The 18,992-nt window shown below is 60.1% G+C and carries 17 protein-coding genes; 14 read left to right on the top strand and 3 right to left on the bottom strand.

Features of this window, described 5'->3' with window-relative positions; translation table 11 throughout:
- Nucleotides 1-7 precede the first annotated feature (7 nt).
- The 10 genes from dnaE to mqnC are packed head-to-tail and all read left to right on the top strand — an operon-like array spanning nucleotide 8 to nucleotide 12,458.
- A complete protein-coding gene (gene dnaE, locus ACZCED_RS10765) occupies nucleotides 8-3,553 on the top strand; it encodes a DNA polymerase III subunit alpha (protein ID WP_462970495.1) in 3,546 nt (1,181 codons plus the stop codon).
- A 53-nt stretch (nucleotides 3,554-3,606) separates the two neighbouring features.
- The gene (locus ACZCED_RS10760; protein ID WP_462970494.1) at nucleotides 3,607-4,743 is read left to right on the top strand and encodes a DegT/DnrJ/EryC1/StrS family aminotransferase; all 1,137 of its coding nucleotides are present in this window, start codon (nucleotides 3,607-3,609) and stop codon (nucleotides 4,741-4,743) included.
- Between the two features lie 9 nt (nucleotides 4,744-4,752).
- A complete protein-coding gene (locus ACZCED_RS10755) occupies nucleotides 4,753-5,559 on the top strand; it encodes a 1,4-dihydroxy-6-naphthoate synthase (protein WP_464860768.1) in 807 nt (268 codons plus the stop codon).
- Nucleotides 5,559-6,200: a 5'-methylthioadenosine/S-adenosylhomocysteine nucleosidase family protein gene (locus ACZCED_RS10750; RefSeq protein WP_462970492.1), complete on the top strand. Its 642-nt coding sequence runs from the start codon at nucleotides 5,559-5,561 to the stop codon at nucleotides 6,198-6,200. Before ACZCED_RS10755 ends, ACZCED_RS10750 begins: the two co-directional genes overlap by 1 nt.
- On the top strand, nucleotides 6,197-7,039 hold the full coding sequence (locus tag ACZCED_RS10745; RefSeq protein ID WP_462970491.1) for a UbiA-like polyprenyltransferase: 843 nt from the start codon (nucleotides 6,197-6,199) through the stop codon (nucleotides 7,037-7,039). The genes ACZCED_RS10750 and ACZCED_RS10745 overlap by 4 nt, the downstream gene beginning before the upstream one ends.
- A gap of 27 nt (nucleotides 7,040-7,066) precedes the next feature.
- Nucleotides 7,067-7,645 (top strand): UbiX family flavin prenyltransferase, encoded by a 579-nt coding sequence (locus tag ACZCED_RS10740; protein WP_462970490.1) that lies wholly within the window; start codon nucleotides 7,067-7,069, stop codon nucleotides 7,643-7,645.
- Nucleotides 7,642-9,420 carry a UbiD family decarboxylase gene (locus ACZCED_RS10735; RefSeq protein ID WP_462970489.1) on the top strand — a complete coding sequence of 593 codons (1,779 nt, stop codon included), beginning with the start codon at nucleotides 7,642-7,644 and terminating at the stop codon, nucleotides 9,418-9,420. Before ACZCED_RS10740 ends, ACZCED_RS10735 begins: the two co-directional genes overlap by 4 nt.
- A gap of 25 nt (nucleotides 9,421-9,445) precedes the next feature.
- Complete coding sequence (locus ACZCED_RS10730; RefSeq protein ID WP_462970488.1) at nucleotides 9,446-10,528, top strand: CofH family radical SAM protein; 1,083 nt, start codon at nucleotides 9,446-9,448, stop codon at nucleotides 10,526-10,528.
- Complete coding sequence (locus ACZCED_RS10725) at nucleotides 10,525-11,313, top strand: MqnA/MqnD/SBP family protein (protein ID WP_462970487.1); 789 nt, start codon at nucleotides 10,525-10,527, stop codon at nucleotides 11,311-11,313. Before ACZCED_RS10730 ends, ACZCED_RS10725 begins: the two co-directional genes overlap by 4 nt.
- A gap of 38 nt (nucleotides 11,314-11,351) precedes the next feature.
- Nucleotides 11,352-12,458, top strand: coding sequence for a cyclic dehypoxanthinyl futalosine synthase (gene mqnC, locus ACZCED_RS10720; RefSeq protein ID WP_462970486.1), 1,107 nt, complete (start codon nucleotides 11,352-11,354; stop codon nucleotides 12,456-12,458).
- 78 nt (nucleotides 12,459-12,536) lie between these two features.
- Here the strand turns inward: mqnC and ACZCED_RS10715 are convergent, their stop codons facing one another.
- The 3 genes from ACZCED_RS10715 to recJ all read right to left on the bottom strand — a co-directional run bounded on the left by ACZCED_RS10715 (nucleotide 12,537) and on the right by recJ (nucleotide 15,887).
- The gene (locus tag ACZCED_RS10715) at nucleotides 12,537-13,562 is read right to left on the bottom strand and encodes a ribonuclease Z (protein WP_464860767.1); all 1,026 of its coding nucleotides are present in this window, start codon (nucleotides 13,560-13,562) and stop codon (nucleotides 12,537-12,539) included.
- A gap of 8 nt (nucleotides 13,563-13,570) precedes the next feature.
- Nucleotides 13,571-13,990: a hypothetical protein gene (locus tag ACZCED_RS10710; protein WP_462970484.1), complete on the bottom strand. Its 420-nt coding sequence runs from the start codon at nucleotides 13,988-13,990 to the stop codon at nucleotides 13,571-13,573.
- Between the two features lie 169 nt (nucleotides 13,991-14,159).
- Nucleotides 14,160-15,887: a single-stranded-DNA-specific exonuclease RecJ gene (recJ, locus tag ACZCED_RS10705; protein WP_462970483.1), complete on the bottom strand. Its 1,728-nt coding sequence runs from the start codon at nucleotides 15,885-15,887 to the stop codon at nucleotides 14,160-14,162.
- 100 nt (nucleotides 15,888-15,987) lie between these two features.
- Between recJ and ACZCED_RS10700 the strand changes: the two genes are divergently transcribed.
- The 4 genes from ACZCED_RS10700 (at nucleotide 15,988) to ACZCED_RS10685 (ending at nucleotide 18,970) form a co-directional block, all read left to right on the top strand.
- Complete coding sequence (locus tag ACZCED_RS10700) at nucleotides 15,988-16,260, top strand: DUF4911 domain-containing protein (RefSeq protein WP_462970482.1); 273 nt, start codon at nucleotides 15,988-15,990, stop codon at nucleotides 16,258-16,260.
- 33 nt (nucleotides 16,261-16,293) lie between these two features.
- Nucleotides 16,294-17,715: a tRNA (N6-isopentenyl adenosine(37)-C2)-methylthiotransferase MiaB gene (gene miaB / locus ACZCED_RS10695; protein ID WP_464860766.1), complete on the top strand. Its 1,422-nt coding sequence runs from the start codon at nucleotides 16,294-16,296 to the stop codon at nucleotides 17,713-17,715.
- Nucleotides 17,705-18,202 (top strand): bifunctional nuclease family protein, encoded by a 498-nt coding sequence (locus tag ACZCED_RS10690; protein WP_462970480.1) that lies wholly within the window; start codon nucleotides 17,705-17,707, stop codon nucleotides 18,200-18,202. The genes miaB and ACZCED_RS10690 overlap by 11 nt, the downstream gene beginning before the upstream one ends.
- Nucleotides 18,203-18,616: 414 nt before the next feature.
- Entirely contained in the window at nucleotides 18,617-18,970 is a 354-nt protein-coding gene (locus ACZCED_RS10685) for a response regulator (protein WP_462970479.1), read from the top strand.
- Nucleotides 18,971-18,992: the final 22 nt, after the last annotated feature.

Raw genomic sequence — 18,992 nt, 5'->3', positions numbered from 1 at the left:
TGCGATCATGACCCAGACAACCTCCAATTTCGTCCATCTCCACGTCCATACCCAATACAGTCTGCTGGACGGGGCCATCCGACTGGGAGACCTGTTCAAGAAAGTGAAGGCGTTCGGCATGCCGGCAGTGGCACTGACCGATCATGGCACCATGTTTGGCGCGCTGGATTTCTATCAGCAGGCAACCTCCGCCGGAATCAAACCCATTATCGGTTGCGAATGCTACGTGGCCCCGCGAACGCTTGCCGACAAAACCCCGCTCGATCGGGATGGCACCCGTCATCTGGTACTGCTGGCCGAAAACCAGCAGGGGTACCGCAACCTGTGCAAGCTGGCCACCGTCGGCCAGATGGAAGGATACTACTACAAACCGCGGATAGACAAGGCGTTGCTCGCCGCCCACGCCGACGGTCTCATCGCGCTGTCCGCCTGCCTCAAAGGAGACGTTCCCCAATACATCCTGGCCAACCAGATGGACAAGGCCGAGGAAGCGGCCCGTTACTACCAGCGGATCTTTGGTGAAGGGAACTATTTCCTTGAGTTGCAGAACAACGGTATCCCGGCCCAGGAAAAGGTCAACCAGGGCCTGGTCGAACTCAGCGGCAAACTTTCGATCCCGCTGGTCGCCACCAATGATTGCCACTACCTGAATCAGCAGGACGCCAAGGCCCATGAGATTCTCCTGTGCGTCCAGACCCAGAAGACCATGGGCGATGCCGACCGGTTCGTTTTCGATTCCAACCAGCTGTATTTCAAATCCCCCGATGAGATGAAGGGCTATTTTGCAGACTATCCCGGCGCCACTGACAACACCGTAGCCATCGCCGACCGCTGCTACATCGAGTTCGACTTCAAGACCTACCACTTTCCCCAGTTCGATGCGGAATCGGGCAAGACGGCCGACGAGCTGTTTGACCAGCAGGTGCGCGAGGGTTATGCGCGCCGTATGGCGGTGGTGCGCAAGAAAACGGCGGACCTGGACGAAACGGTCTACCGTGAGCGCCTGGAATACGAACTCAAGACCATCAAGGAGATGGGATTTCCCGGCTATTTTCTCATCGTCGCCGACTTTATCCGGTATGCCAAGGAAAACGGCATCCCGGTGGGGCCCGGCCGCGGTTCCGCCGCCGGCAGCCTGGTCTCCTTCTCCCTGAACATCACCGACCTGGACCCCATCGAGCACGGCCTGATATTCGAGCGCTTTTTAAATCCCTCACGGATCAGCATGCCTGACATCGACGTGGATTTTTGCATCCACGGACGGGAGCGGGTGTACAACTATGTGGTCGAACGCTACGGCGGCGGGGATTATGTGGCCCAGATCATCACCTTCGGCAAGATGAAAGCCAAACTGGTGATCCGGGACGTCGGAAGGGCCCTGGGGCTCCCGCTGGCGGAGGTGGATACCATTGCCAAACTGATTCCCGACAGCCTGAAGATGACCATCGACAAGGCCCTTAAAGAAGAACCCAAGCTGGCCCAGATGGTGGATGCGGACCCGCGCATCAAAGAGTTGATCGATATCAGCAGGGCGCTGGAAGGGCTTTCCCGGCACGCCTCCACCCACGCGGCCGGTGTGGTGATCGGCGACAGGCCCCTGGTGGACTACCTGCCCCTGTACAAGGGCAAAAAGGGGGAGGTGGTCACCCAGTTCGATATGAAAAAGGTCGAGGACATCGGCCTGGTGAAATTCGATTTCCTGGGCCTGCGCAACCTGACCGTCATCGACCACGCGTTGAAAAGCATCACCGCCCAGGGAAAGACCGCGCCGGATCTGACTGACCTGCCCTTCGACGACGAAAAAACGTTTGCCCTGCTCCAGGCCGGAGACACCACCGGCGTGTTTCAGCTGGAATCCAGCGGCATGAAAAACCTGCTGGTCCGCCTGCATCCGGAATCCTTTGATGATCTCACCGCACTGGTCGCGCTATACCGCCCCGGCCCGCTGGACAGCGGCATGGTTGACGATTTTGTGGACCGCAAGCACGGCCGCAAGAAGGTGGTCTACCCGGTGGCCTGCCTGGAACCGATCCTTCAGGAAACCTACGGGGTGATGGTCTACCAGGAGCAGGTCATGCAGGTGGCCGGCGAACTGGCCGGCTATTCCATGGCCGACGCGGACAGTCTGCGCAAGGCGATCGGCAAGAAGATTGAAGCCCTGATGGCCAAGCACCGGGAGAAGTTCATCAGCGGTTCGGTGAAAAACGGGGTGGACAAAGCCGTTGCCACTGAGCTGTTCGACCTGATCGAAAAATTCGGCGGCTACGGATTCAACAAATCCCACAGCGCCGCCTACGCGCTGATCGCCTATCAGACGGCCTATCTCAAGGCCCACTTTCCCGTCGAGTTCATGGCGGCCCTGCTAACCAGTGAAATCGACACCATCGACGGTGTGGTCAAATTCATCAACGAGTGCCGCAGCCACCGCATTGAAGTGCTGCCGCCGGATGTCAACGAGAGCAGCACGGTGTTTACCGCCGTCGACGGCCGCATCCGTTTTGGTCTGGCGGCGGTCAAGAATGTGGGCGAAGCCGCGGTTGACCTGATTATCAGGGAGCGTGAAGAAAACGGACAATTCTCCTCCCTCTTCGATTTTCTCCAGCGGGTGGATCTGACCAAAGTGAACAAGCGGGTGCTGGAGAGCCTGATCCGATGCGGGGCGCTGGATTTCACCGGGATATATCGCTCCCGCCTCATGGCGGTGCTGGAAGAGGCGCTGGACTATGGCCAGCGCATTCAGCGGGAAAAGAACAGCGCCCAGATGAGCCTGTTCGACACCGGCGCCGGAGATGACCTGGCCATCAACCAGCCGGCCATTCCCGTCATCGACGAATGGGACGAGCGGGATAAACTCCAGCAGGAAAAGGAGACCCTCGGCTTTTATGTCACCGGACACCCGTTGGACCGCTACCAGAAGATTCTGGAGAAGTTTACCAATGTGGATGCCATCAGCATTCGGGAGGTGGCCGACAAGAGCGCCGTACGCATCGGCGGTACCATCAGCAGTTCCAAGGTGATCCGCACCCGCAAGGAAGAGCTGATGGGATTTGCTACCGTGGAGGACTTGCACGGGACCGTGGAAGTGGTGATCTTTCCATCCATCTATGCGAGCTGTGCCGACCTGCTATCGTCGGACACGCCGGTCCTGGTGCAGGGACAGGCCCAGGTCGAGGAAAACGGGGTAAAAATCCTTGCCGATGCCGTCATTCCCATGGACCAGGCTGAATCGACCTGGACCGTGGAGGTCCGCCTGATGGTGGATCCCGAAGTTACGGATCGGGAAACCCTGTCACGCGTGCATCGGACGCTTAAGCGATATCCGGGCTCCTGTAGAGGGTTTGTGCATCTCTGCCTCAAGGATCAGGGCGAAGTCGTCGTCTCCCTGCCCGAAGCGGTGCGTATCCACTGCTGCGAGGCCATGACCCGCGAAGTCAACGGCATTTTCGGCTACGCCGCCGTGCAGACCCGCTGCAGCGACGCGGCAAGCGCCATGCGAAACAGCGATCTCAACGGGCGCCGCGGTAACGGCGGCCACCATTTTGCCAGGAATTGATCGGGGATCTCCCTCAGCGTTTGTCGAAAATACCAACAAACAGGATATAGACCATGAATGTACCGTTGCTGGATCTTAAAGCCCAATACCGGACCATCAAGGATCGGGTCATGGAAGTTACCCAACAGGTTTACGAAAGCCAGTACTTCATTCTGGGCCCCCAGGTGGAAGCATTGGAGAAGGAAATCGCCGGCTACTGCCGGACCGGCCATGCAGTGGGGGTCTCGTCGGGAACGGATGCGCTGGTGTTGTCCCTGATGGCGGCGGGAATCGGGCCGGGAGATCGGGTGATCTCCACGCCTTATACCTTTTTCGCCACGACCGGTGCCATCGCGCGGGTGGGCGCCACGCCGGTTTTTGTCGACATCGACCCGGACACCTACAACCTCTCTCCGAACAAGCTCAACGCCGCCGTGGCGGCCATGGATGAAGGTACCCTGAAGACGGTCAAGGCCATCATCCCGGTTCATCTTTACGGCCAGTGCGCCGATATGGACCCCATCCTGGATGTGGCAGCGACCCACGGGTGGGTGGTCATCGAAGACGCCGCCCAGGCCATCGGTGCCGAATACAAAGGCCGACGGGCAGGAAGCATGGGTGATTACGGCTGTTTCTCCTTTTTTCCGTCCAAGAACCTGGGGGCCTTCGGTGACGGCGGCATCGTGACCGCCGGCGATCCACAAGTCTACGAACGGCTGAAAATCCTGAGGGTTCACGGCTCCAAACCCAAATATTATCACAAGGTCGTGGGAGGCAATTTCCGCCTCGACGCCCTGCAGGCGGCTATCGTGGCCGTCAAACTGGATTACCTGGACGATTGGACCGCCGCGCGCCAGAACAATGCGGCGCGCTATCGGAAGATGTTCGCCTCGGCCGGGCTGACGGAGCGCGTCCACCCGCCGGTGGAGAAAGAGAACCGCCACATCTACAACCAGTTCGTCATCCGAGTCGATGCCGGCCGCGACGACTTGCGGGACTATCTCGGGGAGCAGGGGATCGGAACCGAGGTGTACTACCCGGTCCCCATGCATCTGCAGGAATGCTTCGCGGGCCTGGGATGTCAGGCCGGTGATTATCCCGTTTCCGAACAGGCCGCCAACCAGACCCTGGCCCTGCCCATCTATCCGGAACTCACCGAATCCCAGCAGGCCTACGTGGTCGAGAAAATCGATGCGTTTTTGAACCGTTAGGATGGTCACATGGCCAAGGAACTGACATTCGGCTATTCCCCCTGTCCCAACGACACATACATGTTCAACGCCATTGCCCATGGTGCCGTTGGGGTTGACGGATACCGGGTGAAGCCGGTGCTTCACGATATAGAAACCCTTAACGGCATGGCCATGGATGCGCTGCTGGACGTCACCAAGCTCTCTTTTTACGCCTGGCTCAAGGCCAAAGACCGATACCGGCTGCTTGACAGCGGCACGGCCATGGGATTCGGCTGCGGCCCGATGCTGATTGCCAGAAAGCCGTTGTCCCGGGCGGAGATCCAACGCTGCCGGGTGGTCCTGCCCGGCAGGTGGACGACCGCCCACCTGTTGCTGCGCCTGTGGGCCCCGGATGCCGACCAGCGGATTTTTACGACTTACGATCGGATTTTCGAGACCCTGGCGTCAGGGCAGGCCGACTGCGGGGTGATCATTCACGAAAGCCGCTTCACCTTCGAATCCGCCGGGTTCACGCCAGTGATGGATCTGGGGGCATGGTGGGAGGAGACGACTGGACTGCCCATCCCTTTGGGGGGGATCGCCGCCCGGCGGAGCCTGGGACAAGCGCTGATCCGGCAGATCGATGCGGCGGTCAACACCAGCATCCGGCGGGCCATGGCCGATCCGGATGAAACGCTGCCTTACATGCGGCGGCACGCCCAGGAACTGGATGACACGGTGCTGCAGGCACATGTTCGGACCTTCGTGAACGATTTCAGCCTGGCGCAGACAGACCGGGGACGCCGAGCGATCGAGATGCTGGAATCGATGGCCCGTGAGGCCGGTGCCATCTGATGGTGGGCATCGTTTTTGCCACCCGACGAGAAGCGGCGCCTTTCCTGTCGCAATTGTCTGCCGACCGTTTAACCGAACGACCGTTTTTGACGTTCCGAAAGGACGTGGTTAGCCATGGGGCATTTGTGACGGTCATCAGCGGCATGGGTAAGGTGGCCGCCGCCATTGCGGCCACCCACCTGGTGCTGGTCCACCGGGTCACGACGCTGATCAGCGCCGGGCTTTGCGGACGGTTGGCCGTGGACAACCGCTGGTCGGTCGGCGACCTTTTTCGCATCGAGACCGCCGTGGAAAGCGACTGCGACCGGTTCGGCAAGGAAGCGCAACGCGTGGAATGCAATGCCCGATGGTTCAGCCAATTCGACGCGGCACGGCTGGTCACGCAGGATCGGCCCGTTTTTGATACGTCCCGCCGCGACCAGCTGGCCGGCATCGGCGACCTAGCAGACATGGAGGGCGCCGCCGTAGCACGGGTAGCCGGGTTTTACGGCATCCCGTGCGCCATGATCAAAGGCATCAGCGACGCCGCTGATGAAAACGGGAGGCAGGATGTGGCCAGCCATATCGACCGGGTATCGGGGCGCATCGCCGATGCACTGGCCCGTGAACTATCCATGAACCCGACAGACAGACAGCCATGAAGCCTGAATCGACCCTGCAACACATCTTGAACTTCACCCGGATCGAACACACCGCCTTCAGCTTGCCGCTTATTTTCACCGGTGCCTGGCTGGGGGCGGGAAACCGCTTCCCGTCGATGGCGGTGATGCTGCTGATCGTTGCCGCCGCCGTGGGCGCCCGTATCTTCGGCATGGCCATGAACCGGGTGCTCGATCGGCGCATCGACCGGATGAATCCTCGCACCGCCGGCCGGGAACTGCCAGCCGGGAAAATGACCTTGAACCTAGCCTTGGCCATCGCCATGACGGGACTGCTGGTCTATCTGATGGCCTGTTGGCTGTTGGGCGGCTGGTGTCTGATCCTGAGTCCCATTCCGCTGGTCCCGCTGTTGGGGTATTCGCTGCTCAAGCGCTTCACCCCCTTTTGCCATTTCGGCATCGGCCTTTGTCTGGCCCTGGCGCCCCTGGGCGCCTATGTGGCGGCTGCCGGTCACCCGCAATTTTCAGGGGCGGTGATCCTTTTTTCCGGATTCGTATTCTGCTGGCTCAGCGGGGCGGACATCATCTATGCGATCATGGACGTGGAGAGCGACCGGCTGAACCACATCCACAGCCTGCCGGCCAGGCTGGGTGCCGATGGTGCCATCCGTGTGGCCGCAGGGGTTCACCTGATGGCCTGGGGCATCCTGGTGGCAGTGGTCCAGACGGTGGGCGGCGGGGCGATGGCCTGGCTGCTTCTCGCCACGGCGGCCGTGTTTTTTGGATTGATGTACGTCCCTACCATTCCCGTACCGAAACGGTTTTTCCCCATCTCCACCTTGGCCGGCATTGCCGGTGCCCTGGCACCCATGGTCGCATGAGTCGGGGATGCGAACGGAGCGACAATCATGGCTAAAGCGGACACCCCCCATCTGATCCTCGGCATTACCGGGGCGTCGGGTATTCATGCCGCCCGGTTGCTGGCGGAAAAATCTCCCTGGCCGGTGGACCTGGTGGCCAGCCGCTGGGGCAGCCGGGTCGCCGGCACCGAATGCGGCGGCCTCGAAACCATCGAATCCCATGCACAACGGGTGTTCATGCCCGACGATCTCTTTGCGCCCCTGGCGTCGGGATCGGTGGCCGCTGTGGGGATGGTCGTGCTGCCCTGCTCGGCGCACACCCTGGCCCAGATCGCCGCTGGACTGGGCGACAGCCTGATCACCCGGGCGGCGCACTGCCAACTCAAAGAGCAGCGCCCGCTGATTCTCTGCCTGCGGGAAACGCCGTTGACCCTGATCGATTTGGACAATGCCCGGCGCGCATCGGCTGCCGGTGCCGTGATCATGCCCATGAGCCCTCCTTTTTTCATGTTTGCCGGAGCCGATCCGAAAACGGTGTCCATGGACGATCTGCTGGATGCCTATGTGGATCGGGTGTTCGCCCTGCTGGGTCAACACCCTTCCCGAACATGGGAGGATATCCGTTGACCTTCGTCGACCTGCGCGCTTTTCTTGCCCATCTGGAACAGACCGGTGACCTGGCCCGCATTCGCGCTCGTGTGGACCCCGATCAGGAGATGACCATCATCCAGCACCGGGTCATGGCCAGCGGCGGACCTGCCCTGCTCTTCGAAGACGTCGCGGGTTCCCCCTACCGCGCCGTCACCAACCTGTTCGGCACCCGCCGGCGAACCCGTCTGGCCTTCGGCGGCGATCCGTCAGCGTTGGGCCAACGGGTGCTGCGACTCTCCAGAACCCTGATGCCGCCGAGCATCACGGGCATCGTCAAGGCCCGTCGGGATCTGCTGGCCCTGGCCACGGCACGCATGCGCAAGGTGGGCAGCGGGCCGGTCCTGGAAACCGTTTCCCAACCCCCCGATCTGAAGCGGCTGCCGGTGCTGGTCTGCTGGCCCGACGACGGAGGACCGTTTTTCACCCTGCCGCTGGTGCACACCACGGACCCGGAAAATGGTACGGGAAACTTAGGCATATACCGGCTGCAGCGTTTTGACGGCCAAAGCACCGGCATGCACTGGCAGATCGAAAAAGGCGGAGGGTTTCACTTCCACAAGGCTTCCGCCATGAACCGGCCGCTGCCGGTGAGCGTCGTGCTCGGCGGTCCGCCGGCACTGATCGCCGCGGCGGTAGCCCCGCTGCCCGAGGGCATCGACGAGCGCCTGCTGGCTGCCTACATGATGAACCGGCCGCTGGACGTGATCGCCCGCCAAACGACCGGCCACTGCGTTCCTGCCCGTGCCGAATTCGTTCTGGAAGGTTCGGTGACCCCCGGTGACATGCAATGGGAAGGGCCCTTCGGCGATCACTTCGGCCATTACTCCCATGCCGCCGATTACCCGGTGTTCAGGGTAGATCGCGTGCTGGCCAGAAAAGACGCGATCTACCCGGCCACAGTCGTGGGCAAACCGGTTCAGGAAGATTTCTACATGGGCGAAGCCCTGCAGGAGATGACCCTGCCGCTGCTGAAGATGATCCGGCCGGCGGTGGTCGATCTGTGGGCCTATCCGGAGACCGGCTTTCATTCACTGGCAGTCATGTCGGTGGCCGAACGCTATCCCCAAGAGGCGCTGAAACACACCCTGGGCATGCTCGGAGAAGGGCAGGTGTCCCTGACCAAGGTGATGATCACGGTGGATCATCGGGTGAATGTCCGAGACATGCTGGCCGTCAGCCGGGCCCTTTGGAGGCACCTGGATGCACGGACCGGCATCTACCTGCTGGCCCCCACGGCCCAGGACACCCTGGACTTCACCGGGCCGGCGATGAACACCGGCAGCCGCCTGATCCTCATGGCCACCGACAGCGGCCGGCCCGTTCGCAGCGAGGCACCCCGGCATCTCCCCGAACCGGTCGATCTCCATCCGGATGTGCAGGAGACAGCGGCGCTTGGACCGGCCTTTTTAATGGTCAAGGTCAAGGACACCTGCCGGGACACGGAACCGGTGCGCCGGTCGCTGATCCGCCATGCGGCAGCCAGGGACTACCTGTTTCACATCATCGTATCCGAGGATGTCCCGTTAGACGACCGGACCCTGATGCTCTGGGGGTGGTTCACCCGTTTCGATCCCTTGGCGGATCTTTACCCGGCCGGCCGCACGATTGCCGGCAACCGCCTGATTCTCGAATTCCCCATTGCCATTGACGCCCGTTGGAAAACAGGGTATCCCAGACCCGTTGAATTTGATCCGGACGTTGAAAAAAGGGTGAATCGCATGTGGGATACACTCGGATTACCCGATTGCTGAGAATCAACTTAGGTACTGTTTGAATATGGTCGACACTATCTTTGAGCGGGCTCTCGAGAAAGGCGCGCTCGCTGAGCGGCTTTCCCGTGAAGAGGCATATGGACTGGCCGTTGCCATCACGCCGGACCGCCTTCACCGGCTGGGCGTGGCGGCGCTGGCCAACCGCCGAAAGCGTTTCGGCCGGCAGGCCACCTACGTGTTCAACCTGCAGATCAATCCCACGAACATTTGCGGCAGCGGGTGCACCTTCTGCAATTACGCCGCGTCTAAACATGCTGCGCATGCCTACGTGCTGGAAGAACCGGAGATCTTCCAACAGGTGGAACGCCTGAAGCCCACGGAGGTGCATATCGTCGGCGGACTGAACCAGATCTGGCCCTTCGAGCGGAACCTGGAACTGGTCCGATCCCTGCGCAATCGATATCCGGGACTGCACATCAAGTCCTATACGGCCGTAGAGATCGATTACTTTGCCAAAACCACCGGCCTGTCCGAATCGACCGTATTGGACCAACTCAAGGCCGCCGGCATGGACGCGATGCCCGGCGGCGGTGCAGAGATCTTCTCCGACCGGCTCTACCGGCAGCACTGGAAAAACAAGACCAGCCCCGACGGCTGGGTGCGCATCCACCAGTTGGCCCACAGCAAAGGGATACCCACTAACGCCACCATGCTCTTCGGGTTCGGCGACACCTGGAACGAGCGGATCGAGCATCTGTTGATCTTAAGGCACGCCCAGGACCAGTCGGGTGGCTTCTCCTGCTTTATCCCGTTGCCATTCCAGCCGGGAGCCGGCAATTTCATCGACCACGGACCCACGCCTCTGGAAACGCTGTCGGTGCTGGCGATATCGCGGCTGGTGCTGGACAACATCCCCCATTTGAAGTCGTATTGGCCCATGACCGGGTTGGAAACCGGGGCGGCCGGATTGAGCTGGGGGGCTGACGACATGGACGGCACCATCAGCGAAGAGAAAATCGCCCATCTTGCCGGCGCAGATACACCGGTGGGGATGGCCCGGGCAAGGATGGTGGAAAGCATCCACGCAGCCGGATTCACGCCCGTGGAGCGAAACGGTGTGTTCTCACCCCAAGGCGGGCCTGCATGAGCTCACCGGTGGCCATGATCCCCTATACCAACATGGCGCCCTACCGGCAACTGGGAGCTCCCCGGGACTGCCGGTTCGTGCCGGTGGTGCCCAGGGTGAGCATCGGGGCCCTCTTGTCCGGTGAGGTGGTTGCCGCTGCCGTACCGGTCGGCGGCCTGAAAGCGCTCGAGGGTGTGGTGGAAACGGTGGGGCGCTTCGGTATCGCCGCCGAAGGTGAATGCATGAGCGTGCTTTTTTTCTCATGCGTTCCCTTTGAGGAGATGCACTTTCCGAGAACCATCCGGGTTACCGGCGAGTCGGCCTCGAGCGTCCGGCTTTTGTACCTGCTGTTGGGGAGCATCCACGGGTTCAACCGGCTTCCGCATATCGCAGCCGATGGGCGGGTTTTCGATGGGGAACTGCTGATCGGCGACCGTGCCCTGGTCAAAGGCCAGGCAACAGCCGGTGAAGAGCGGCATTTCATCACCGACCTTTCCCAAAAATGGTTCGACATCCATCGGCTCCCTTTTGTCTTTGCCCGCTGGGTGGTGAGAAAAGACGCTCCCGGACCCATTAAATCCGCCATTTCAGACTGGCTGGACGAATTCAAGGCCCGTGAAGCATCCCTGGTCGAACAGGCCGTACCCGAGGCAGCCAGAACCCTCAACCTTCCGCCGGCAGCGATCCGACGGTATTTTCAGGTTATCCGGCGGAGCCTGGGCGAGCGGGATGTCCTCGGTCAGCAACTGTTTATCAGGCAGTTTGAGGAACGGGGGCGAAGCCTGCTTTTTCAACCCGCCCCTTAGATTTTCAACCATACCGGCAAAAGCAAACGGCGGCAGCGATGGAAAGACCGGAAATCAACAAGACACGATACGACCGACAGCAGTCACTGGAACTGCTCGCCGATTTACCGATGGGACAGCTGATGAATATGGCCCACCAGGAGCGAAGGCGACGTTTTCCCGACGGCACGGTTACCTTTGTGGTGGACACCAATCCCAATTACACCAATGTCTGCGTGACCGGCTGTGCCTTTTGCGCCTTCTGCCGCAAGACCAACGATGCAGACGCGTATCTGCTCAGCCCGCGGGAGGTGGCGGAAAAGGTGGCTGTTGCCGCCGCCAAAGGGGCGACAACGGTGCTGCTCCAGGGCGGACACAATCCAGCCGTCGCACTTGGAGACTGGCAGGCCTATATTGCGGCCATTCGCAGCGCTTGCCCGCATGTGCACATCCATCCATTCAGCCCGGCGGAGATCGTTTTCATGGCCGATCGGGAGAAATGCGCCGTGACCGACGTGCTGCAGACGCTGTGGGAGGCCGGTATTCGAACCATACCCGGCGGGGGTGCCGAAATTCTCACCGAAGCGGTACGCAGGGTCATCGCCCCGCGCAAGGCCACTACCGACCAGTGGCTGGATGTCTGTGAAAAGGCCCATCGCATCGGATTCAAGACCACGGCCACCATGATGTTCGGCCATGTGGAAACCGACGATGACATCATCGACCACCTCTTTAGGCTGCGCAGCCTTCAGGACCTCACGTCGGGATTTACCAGTTTTATCCCCTGGTCATTCAAGCCGGGCCGGACACCCCTGTCCCAACACGTGAAACATTCCGCCCACCCGGCCAGATACGTGAGGATCATAGCCGTGGCACGCCTGGTGCTGGATAATTTCCCCCACATTCAGTCATCCTGGTTTTCGGAAAACATTTCTGCCGGACAGCTGGGCCTTCTGGCCGGCGCGGATGACTTTGGCGGCGTGCTGGTGGAAGAACATGTCCACAAAGAGGCCGGCCACGACCGCCGGGCCACTGTTGACACGGTCGTCACGATCATCCGACGGAGCGGTTTTACACCGGCAAGACGGGATTCCTTCTACCGTATTCAGGAGACCATGGCGCCGCCGGTGCCGCTCGGCACCGGATCGATCACGGCCGACCGGTGAAAAGCGAAGGGATAGGGACGGATGGAATGATTTGGCGCCAGGGGACAACGGGTCGACGAATGACCGCTGCCGACGGGCTCAGGCATCATCTGCCGCTGCCGGACGCCCCTCAAAGGCGTTTTGCGCTTCCGCCGGCAACATTCCGGGACAGTCCGTGTAGCGGGGAGAGTAGTGGAACAGGTGGTATTGCTTCACCCGGCAGGCACGGGCGATTTCACCTGCCTGGCGGGCGGTAAGATGACGTTTGCGTACGGCGATCTCCCGGTGGACGTGAGAGAAAGCCGCCTCGATGAACAGATGATCCACGTCAGCCGCAAGATGTTTAATTTTTTCTACATTCTCGCCGGTTCCGGCGGCGTCGGCCACGTAGGCCAGGCTTTGGCCCGGTGTGATGCGCGCAATGGCCGATTGCAGTTCGCCCAGGGGAAACCGTAAGTCGACACCGGGATGGTGGGCTGATGGAATCGCCACGGATGTCTGCGGGTCAGCGCCACGGTGGATCATGGCCTTGAAGCGGTTCAGCCAGGGGCCCGGTGCCAATTCCAGGTTGTCCAACTGCCTTTTGATGATGTTGATGTGAAACCGTTCGTGCAGGGAAAACCCTAATACGGGTATGCCGTGGTCCAGGTGAACCGCTTTCACCGTTAACCCCGGTTCGGCCAGGGCGGTACCGTCAAAGGACACTTCCCGGATGGCACCCTCGGCGGTAAAACCGGTTCGGCATGCGTAGCTTTTGACGAAGGCCCGGTTCGGATGCAGTTCGGTGGCTTGAAGAATGAATCGGTTCTGGTAATTTTCCACCAGGTTCCAGCAGTAACCCGCCAGTTTTCCCTCCAGGTTTTCCAGGAACCCCTGCGGCCCCCACAGGAAAAGGTTCTTGTCCCGGCCGAGGAAGATGCGCAGCAGCCGGTCGAACCCCACAAAATGATCCATGTGCGTATGCGATACAAAAATGTGGGTGACTTTGAGAAGGTCACGGGCTGGCAGGGACGCGATGTCGCCCAGGTCGAAGAGCAGTGCGCGGTGTTGAAACCGGAAGGGGACGAACAGGGCAGGATCTTCAAACGGACCGTTGACCAGCCGGGGAAGGAAACTGGGGGCCATGGCTTCGCTCAGGGAAGCAGCTTGGCAACCTGCTTGTGCACGCAGAGGTAGATGTCTGCGTCCGACCCGAAAATGTCCACCACCGATTTGTGGTTGATCAGTTTTTCGATGACGAAGGCGGTCACAAAAAGGCTGACCACGTTGGGCTGCTGAACCAGATTCCTGAAAGGGGCGATCTGGTAGTCCACATCGAACTCATCGGCATGGCAGAGCGTATCCAGACACTTGAGAAGCTGTTCTTCCAGGGCATTTTTATTGGTGGTTTCCACCAGGTGCTCTTCCACCAGCTTCATGGCGATGGGGTTGGCGAAGCGGGTCGGATCTTCCCTTACGATATTGATAGCCGCGCGTCTGGCATGCTCTTTCGAAGATTCGATTCGGGAAAGAATACTGGACTCGCGATTGCTGGGTCTGAAAACTTTTGCCATGGATGTTCACCTGTGGTTAATGGATGGATACCTGCCTTTCGACTGACTCTTTATAAGAAAGATATCCGGGCCATTGCAAGACAAAAAAGTAAAGCACCGATTAAAAAATCGATGCGAAGGGTTTGCCACTGCAGGCGTTTGTCCATTTTACTTCGGGATGAATCACGCATCAGGATTCCGGGTCGGTTCCTTCGACGATCAATTGAAGGCTTTTTCTGCCGTTCCAGTAATTCCATTGGGGCCGATAGGCGATTTTCCTCAACCGGTTCACCCCCGGCGGCATACCCGGGACGTTGAACTGAATGGCCGGGTGTTTCCCACCCTTCCCCGACCCGCTTTCCAGAAGCATCTGGCGGTGGCGGTCACCGACGGTTTTGCTGGCGTGCACCCTTACCCCGCTGTCCATGAAAAGCGGGTACGGATTTCCCTGACCGAATGGCTCAAGGCGCTCCAGATTGTGCATCAGATCCGGCGTGATGGCCTCCAGCGGCACGTGGGCATCGATCGTCAGTGCCGCCGGTTGCGCACCGCGATCGGCCGTCATTTGATCGACAATGGTCTCCAGGCGACTCCTGAATGCGGGGATATTGGCAGTGGAAAGCGACAACCCCGCCGCCAGGGGATGGCCACCGAATCGATCCAGGAGATCCGCACATCGTTCCAGGACCGCCGACAGGTCTATGCCGTCGATGCTGCGGGCCGATCCCTTGCCCACGCCGTTACGGGTGCTGATCACGACCGTTGGGCGATTGAACTGACGGGCAAGGCGGGAAGCGACAATGCCCAGAATTCCCTCATGCCAGCGATTACCGTCCAATACCAGCACCGGCTGAGTCGTCTGCCCCGGCGAGCGGGGCAGGCGTTCCAGGATCGTTTCCAGCAGGTCCTGCTCCATGGATTGCCGCCGGTTGTTCAGCCGGCAAAGGGCCCTGGCCAGGCGGTCGGCTTTATGCCGGTTGTCGGTGAGCAGCAACTCGCAGGCCATGCGGGCATGGACCAGGCGACCGGCCGCGTTGAGACGGGGGGCCAGTCTGAACGCGATGGCTTCCGCGTCCGTCGGGGTGTCCGCTGGGCCGCTCATGCGCATCAATGCGGCAATGCCGGGCCGGGCACCCTGATTGATCTGTCGAAGGCCGGCGGTGGTCAGTGCCCGGTTTTCAGCGATCAGGGGCGCGACGTCGGCGACAGTGCCCACTGCCACTAAATCGCACAGCTGCTTCAAATTGGGTTCACGGCGGTTTTTCCAAAACCCTGCTTTTCTCAGGTGGGTCCTCAAGGCGATGACCAGGTAAAAGGCCACGCCCACGCCAGCCAGGTGAGCAAGGTTCGCCTGGCATTCCGGCCGGGTGGGGTTGATCACGGCAACGGCATCACCGGGAATGCGGGCAACCGGGTGATGGTCGGTGACGATGGTGTGGATACCGGCCTGCCGGGCCAAAGACACGGCGTCACCGCTGCCTGAACCGCAGTCCGCGGTAATGATCAGGCCGACGCCGGCCGGGATCGCCCGGTTGTTGATGAAGTCGGCCCCCAGACCGTAGCCGTCGGCAATCCGGTGGGGAATGTAATAGCCGACTCGGGCACCGCAGTGCCTGAGAAAGCCGACCAGTGCCGCAGTGGCGGTGACCCCGTCGGCATCGTAATCGCCGAATACGAGAATTTTTTCGCCGGTCTCCATGGCCCGGTGGATTCTCAGGACCGCTTCGTGCATGCCCGCCAGTTCCATTGGCGGGGTAAGATCGCTCAACGACGGATGAAGGAATCGGGTGGCCTGGACCTTGGATTGAATGCCCCGGATGGCCAGAAGCCTCGCGATAAGCGGGCTGCATTGAACCTGATCGGACAGGCGGCGAACCGTTTCCGGGTCCGGATCGATGGTCTGCCATTGTTTTTCCATGGATGGGGCATATCTTATTAACCGTATCCAGACAAGCAAGAAACACCGTGATGCCGGTTTCGGGTTGTCAACGGCAACGGCCAAATGATAGGTGGTGACTGTGAAAACGACCCGACGCGTTTACCGGGTGGACCGGTCTCAGATCAGTTTCGTCAAATTTATTCTCGAGGCCTATGACAATATGGCCGTCGTGTCCACCCTGGACCCCCGACAGGGCTTGGTTCAGGTGGTCATCGCGCCGGGCGGTGAAACAATGGTGGAAGGGGTCATGACCGGCCTTGGCGGCGAGGTGGAGGTGGTTGCGGTCGGCGATGCGGAAACGGACGGATCTGCTGACGATCATTATAGATGGCCGGCCGGGAAAAACGGATAAGTGGCCGTTGAACAGAAGGGATCGATTTTTTTGATGAAGTCAAAACTGCTGCATATCAGCACCATCGGCTGCCAGATGAACGTGTACGACGCCAATCAGATCGCCGGTGTGCTGGCGCCGTTGGGATATACCGGGACCGATGCGATCGAATCGGCGGACATGGTGGTCGTCAACACCTGCACCATCCGTGAGAAAGCGGAGCAGAAGGCTTTCAGCTTTCTCGGTCGCCTGGCCAAAATCAAGCTCGCCAAACCGTCCCTGATCGTGGCCGTCGGCGGTTGCGTGGCCCAGCAGGAAGGCGAATCCATTTTAAAACGCATGCCCCATGTGGACCTGGTTTTCGGGACCCACGCGATTTTCCGCCTGCCCGAAATGGTTCGTCGCATCGAATCCTCCCGGTGCCGCATCGTGGATGTGCGCCTGTCGGACACCATCGACGCGGATGGTCCGGTGGCCGGTCCGGTTTCCGACGGCCAGGTGTCGGCCTTCGTCACCATCATGCGCGGGTGCGACAACTACTGCACCTATTGTGTGGTGCCCCATGTGCGCGGTCGGGAGGCCAGCCGCCATCCGGAGCGCATCATTGAAGAGGTCCGCATGCGAGTGGAACAGGGTGTGCGGGAGGTGACCCTGCTGGGCCAGAACGTCAACAGCTATGGAAGCAAAGAGGGGCTTTGCAGCTTTGCCGAATTGCTGGCGCGGGTCAACGACGTCGCCGGATTGAAGCGGATCCGCTTTACCACCTCCCATCCCAAAGACCTTTCCGGCGATCTGATCCGCACGTTCGGCCGCCTTGAAAAACTGTGCCACCACATTCACCTGCCGGTGCAATCCGGTGACGACGGCATATTGAAGCGCATGAATCGCAAGTATACCCGCAGCGCCTACCTCGAGAAGATCGACGGGCTCAGGTCGGCATGCCCCGACATCGCCATCACCTCTGATTTTATCGTGGGTTTTCCCGGTGAAACGGACGGTCAATTCCAGGCCACGCTGGATCTGATCGAAACGGTCCGTTACGACGGGCTCTTCGCATTCATGTACTCGGATCGGCCCAGCGCACCGGCCAGCGCCTTTTCCGGCAAGATCGCCGAATCGGTCAAACATGAGCGATTGCAGGCGCTGCTCGATCTTCAGGAAAAAATCACCTGGGAGAAGCACCAGGCCATCGTCGGCCGGACCCTTCAGATTCTGGTGGAAGGCCCCAGCCGGGGGCTCAAATCCGATGACAGCGACAGCGTATCCCCGCCCACCCGATGGTCTGGGCGTGCGTCATCCAACCACATCATCCATTTTGACGTTCCCGACGACCTGTTGGCCAAGAAAGAACTGTTGACAGGGACCTTTGCGGATATAATGATAGAGGGAGCCCACGCCCACTCGCTGTGGGGGCGGCTGGTTCGCCAACCCAAGAACGCCGCACCGGGAAAAGGAGAGACGACCATTGCTGCATAAGGTAAACATCGCGGGGCTGGCCATGGATCCCGCGTCAAATACTCCCATTATCCTTTTGAAAACCGAAGAAGGGGATAAAACCCTGCCCATTTGGATCGGTCTGCTCGAGGCGACCTCCATCGCATCGGCCCTTCAGGATATTCAATTTGACCGGCCCATGACCCATGATCTGTTCAAGAACCTGACCCAGGTGCTCAATGTCCACATCAACCGGATCGACATTTGCGACCTGAAGGAGAATACGTTCTACGCAGAGATCCACTTTGCGTCGGAAGAGCGGTCATTTACCATGGATGCCCGTCCCAGTGATGCCATCGCCCTGGCTCTGCGTTTTCACGCGCCCATCTTCGTGGACGAGCGGGTAATGGAAAAATCGCAAGGCGGCAAGCCCACCGGAGAGGTCCTGGACGACAGCGAAGAGGGGAAAAAGTGGGCCAAATATCTTGAAACGCTCTCCCCCGAGGATTTCGGTAAATACAAAGTCTAACGCTTTCGAAGCCCCCTGTCGACACCCCAAAAGCCTGGCAAACAACTGCCGGGCTTTTTTTGTCGTTCTTGCTGCCGGTTCCAAATGGCGGCGACCGTGGTTTCGATGGTAAGCGGTTGTTTTGAATCGCGACAGCGAGCGCATTCCCCGTTTGCCTGGGGGCGCGAAGCAGGGGTCCCGAGAACCGGTGCGCCTGGGTGGCCAAGCCATCCGCAAATCGATTTCAAACCGACCGCTGGACCTATTCCGCAGCAAGCCGCGGAAGGTGGCTAAAGGTTCAATATTTACAATATATTGTGGTATGTCATTAATAAAGATACCACATGGTGTTGACAAACTCCACCGGTTGGGTTAGGAACGATCCGTTCCGGTCCACGCTATATCCACGGAAAACCATCCAATCAGGTATTGCCTATGCGTAAGGTTCTATTGATCGACGACGAAGTGATGATCCTCCAGCTCGTTGAGCAGGCCCTGCTGCGACTGAACTATTCGGTCGAAACCGCGGAAAACGGAATGAAGGGGATCGATAAGTTTGACGCGGGCAATTTCGACTTGGTGATCACCGACGTCTGTATGCCGGAAACGGACGGCAACCGGGTCGTCGATCACATCCGTAATTCACCGCGGAACCGCACGCCCGTGATCGGTATGTCCGGCACGCCCTGGAAGCTGGCCAACCACCTGTTCGATCGGGTGCTGCCCAAGCCCTTCCACCTCCAACGCCTCATGGAAACGGCTGAAAAGCTGACTTCACGGGCGGCGTGAACCGGCTTTATGCGGCCTGACA

The sequence above is a fragment of the Desulfosarcina sp. genome, from assembly GCF_055467485.1.
The sequence above is the reverse complement of the archived record's forward strand: the minus strand, read 5'-3'. Positions and strand labels throughout refer to the sequence as shown.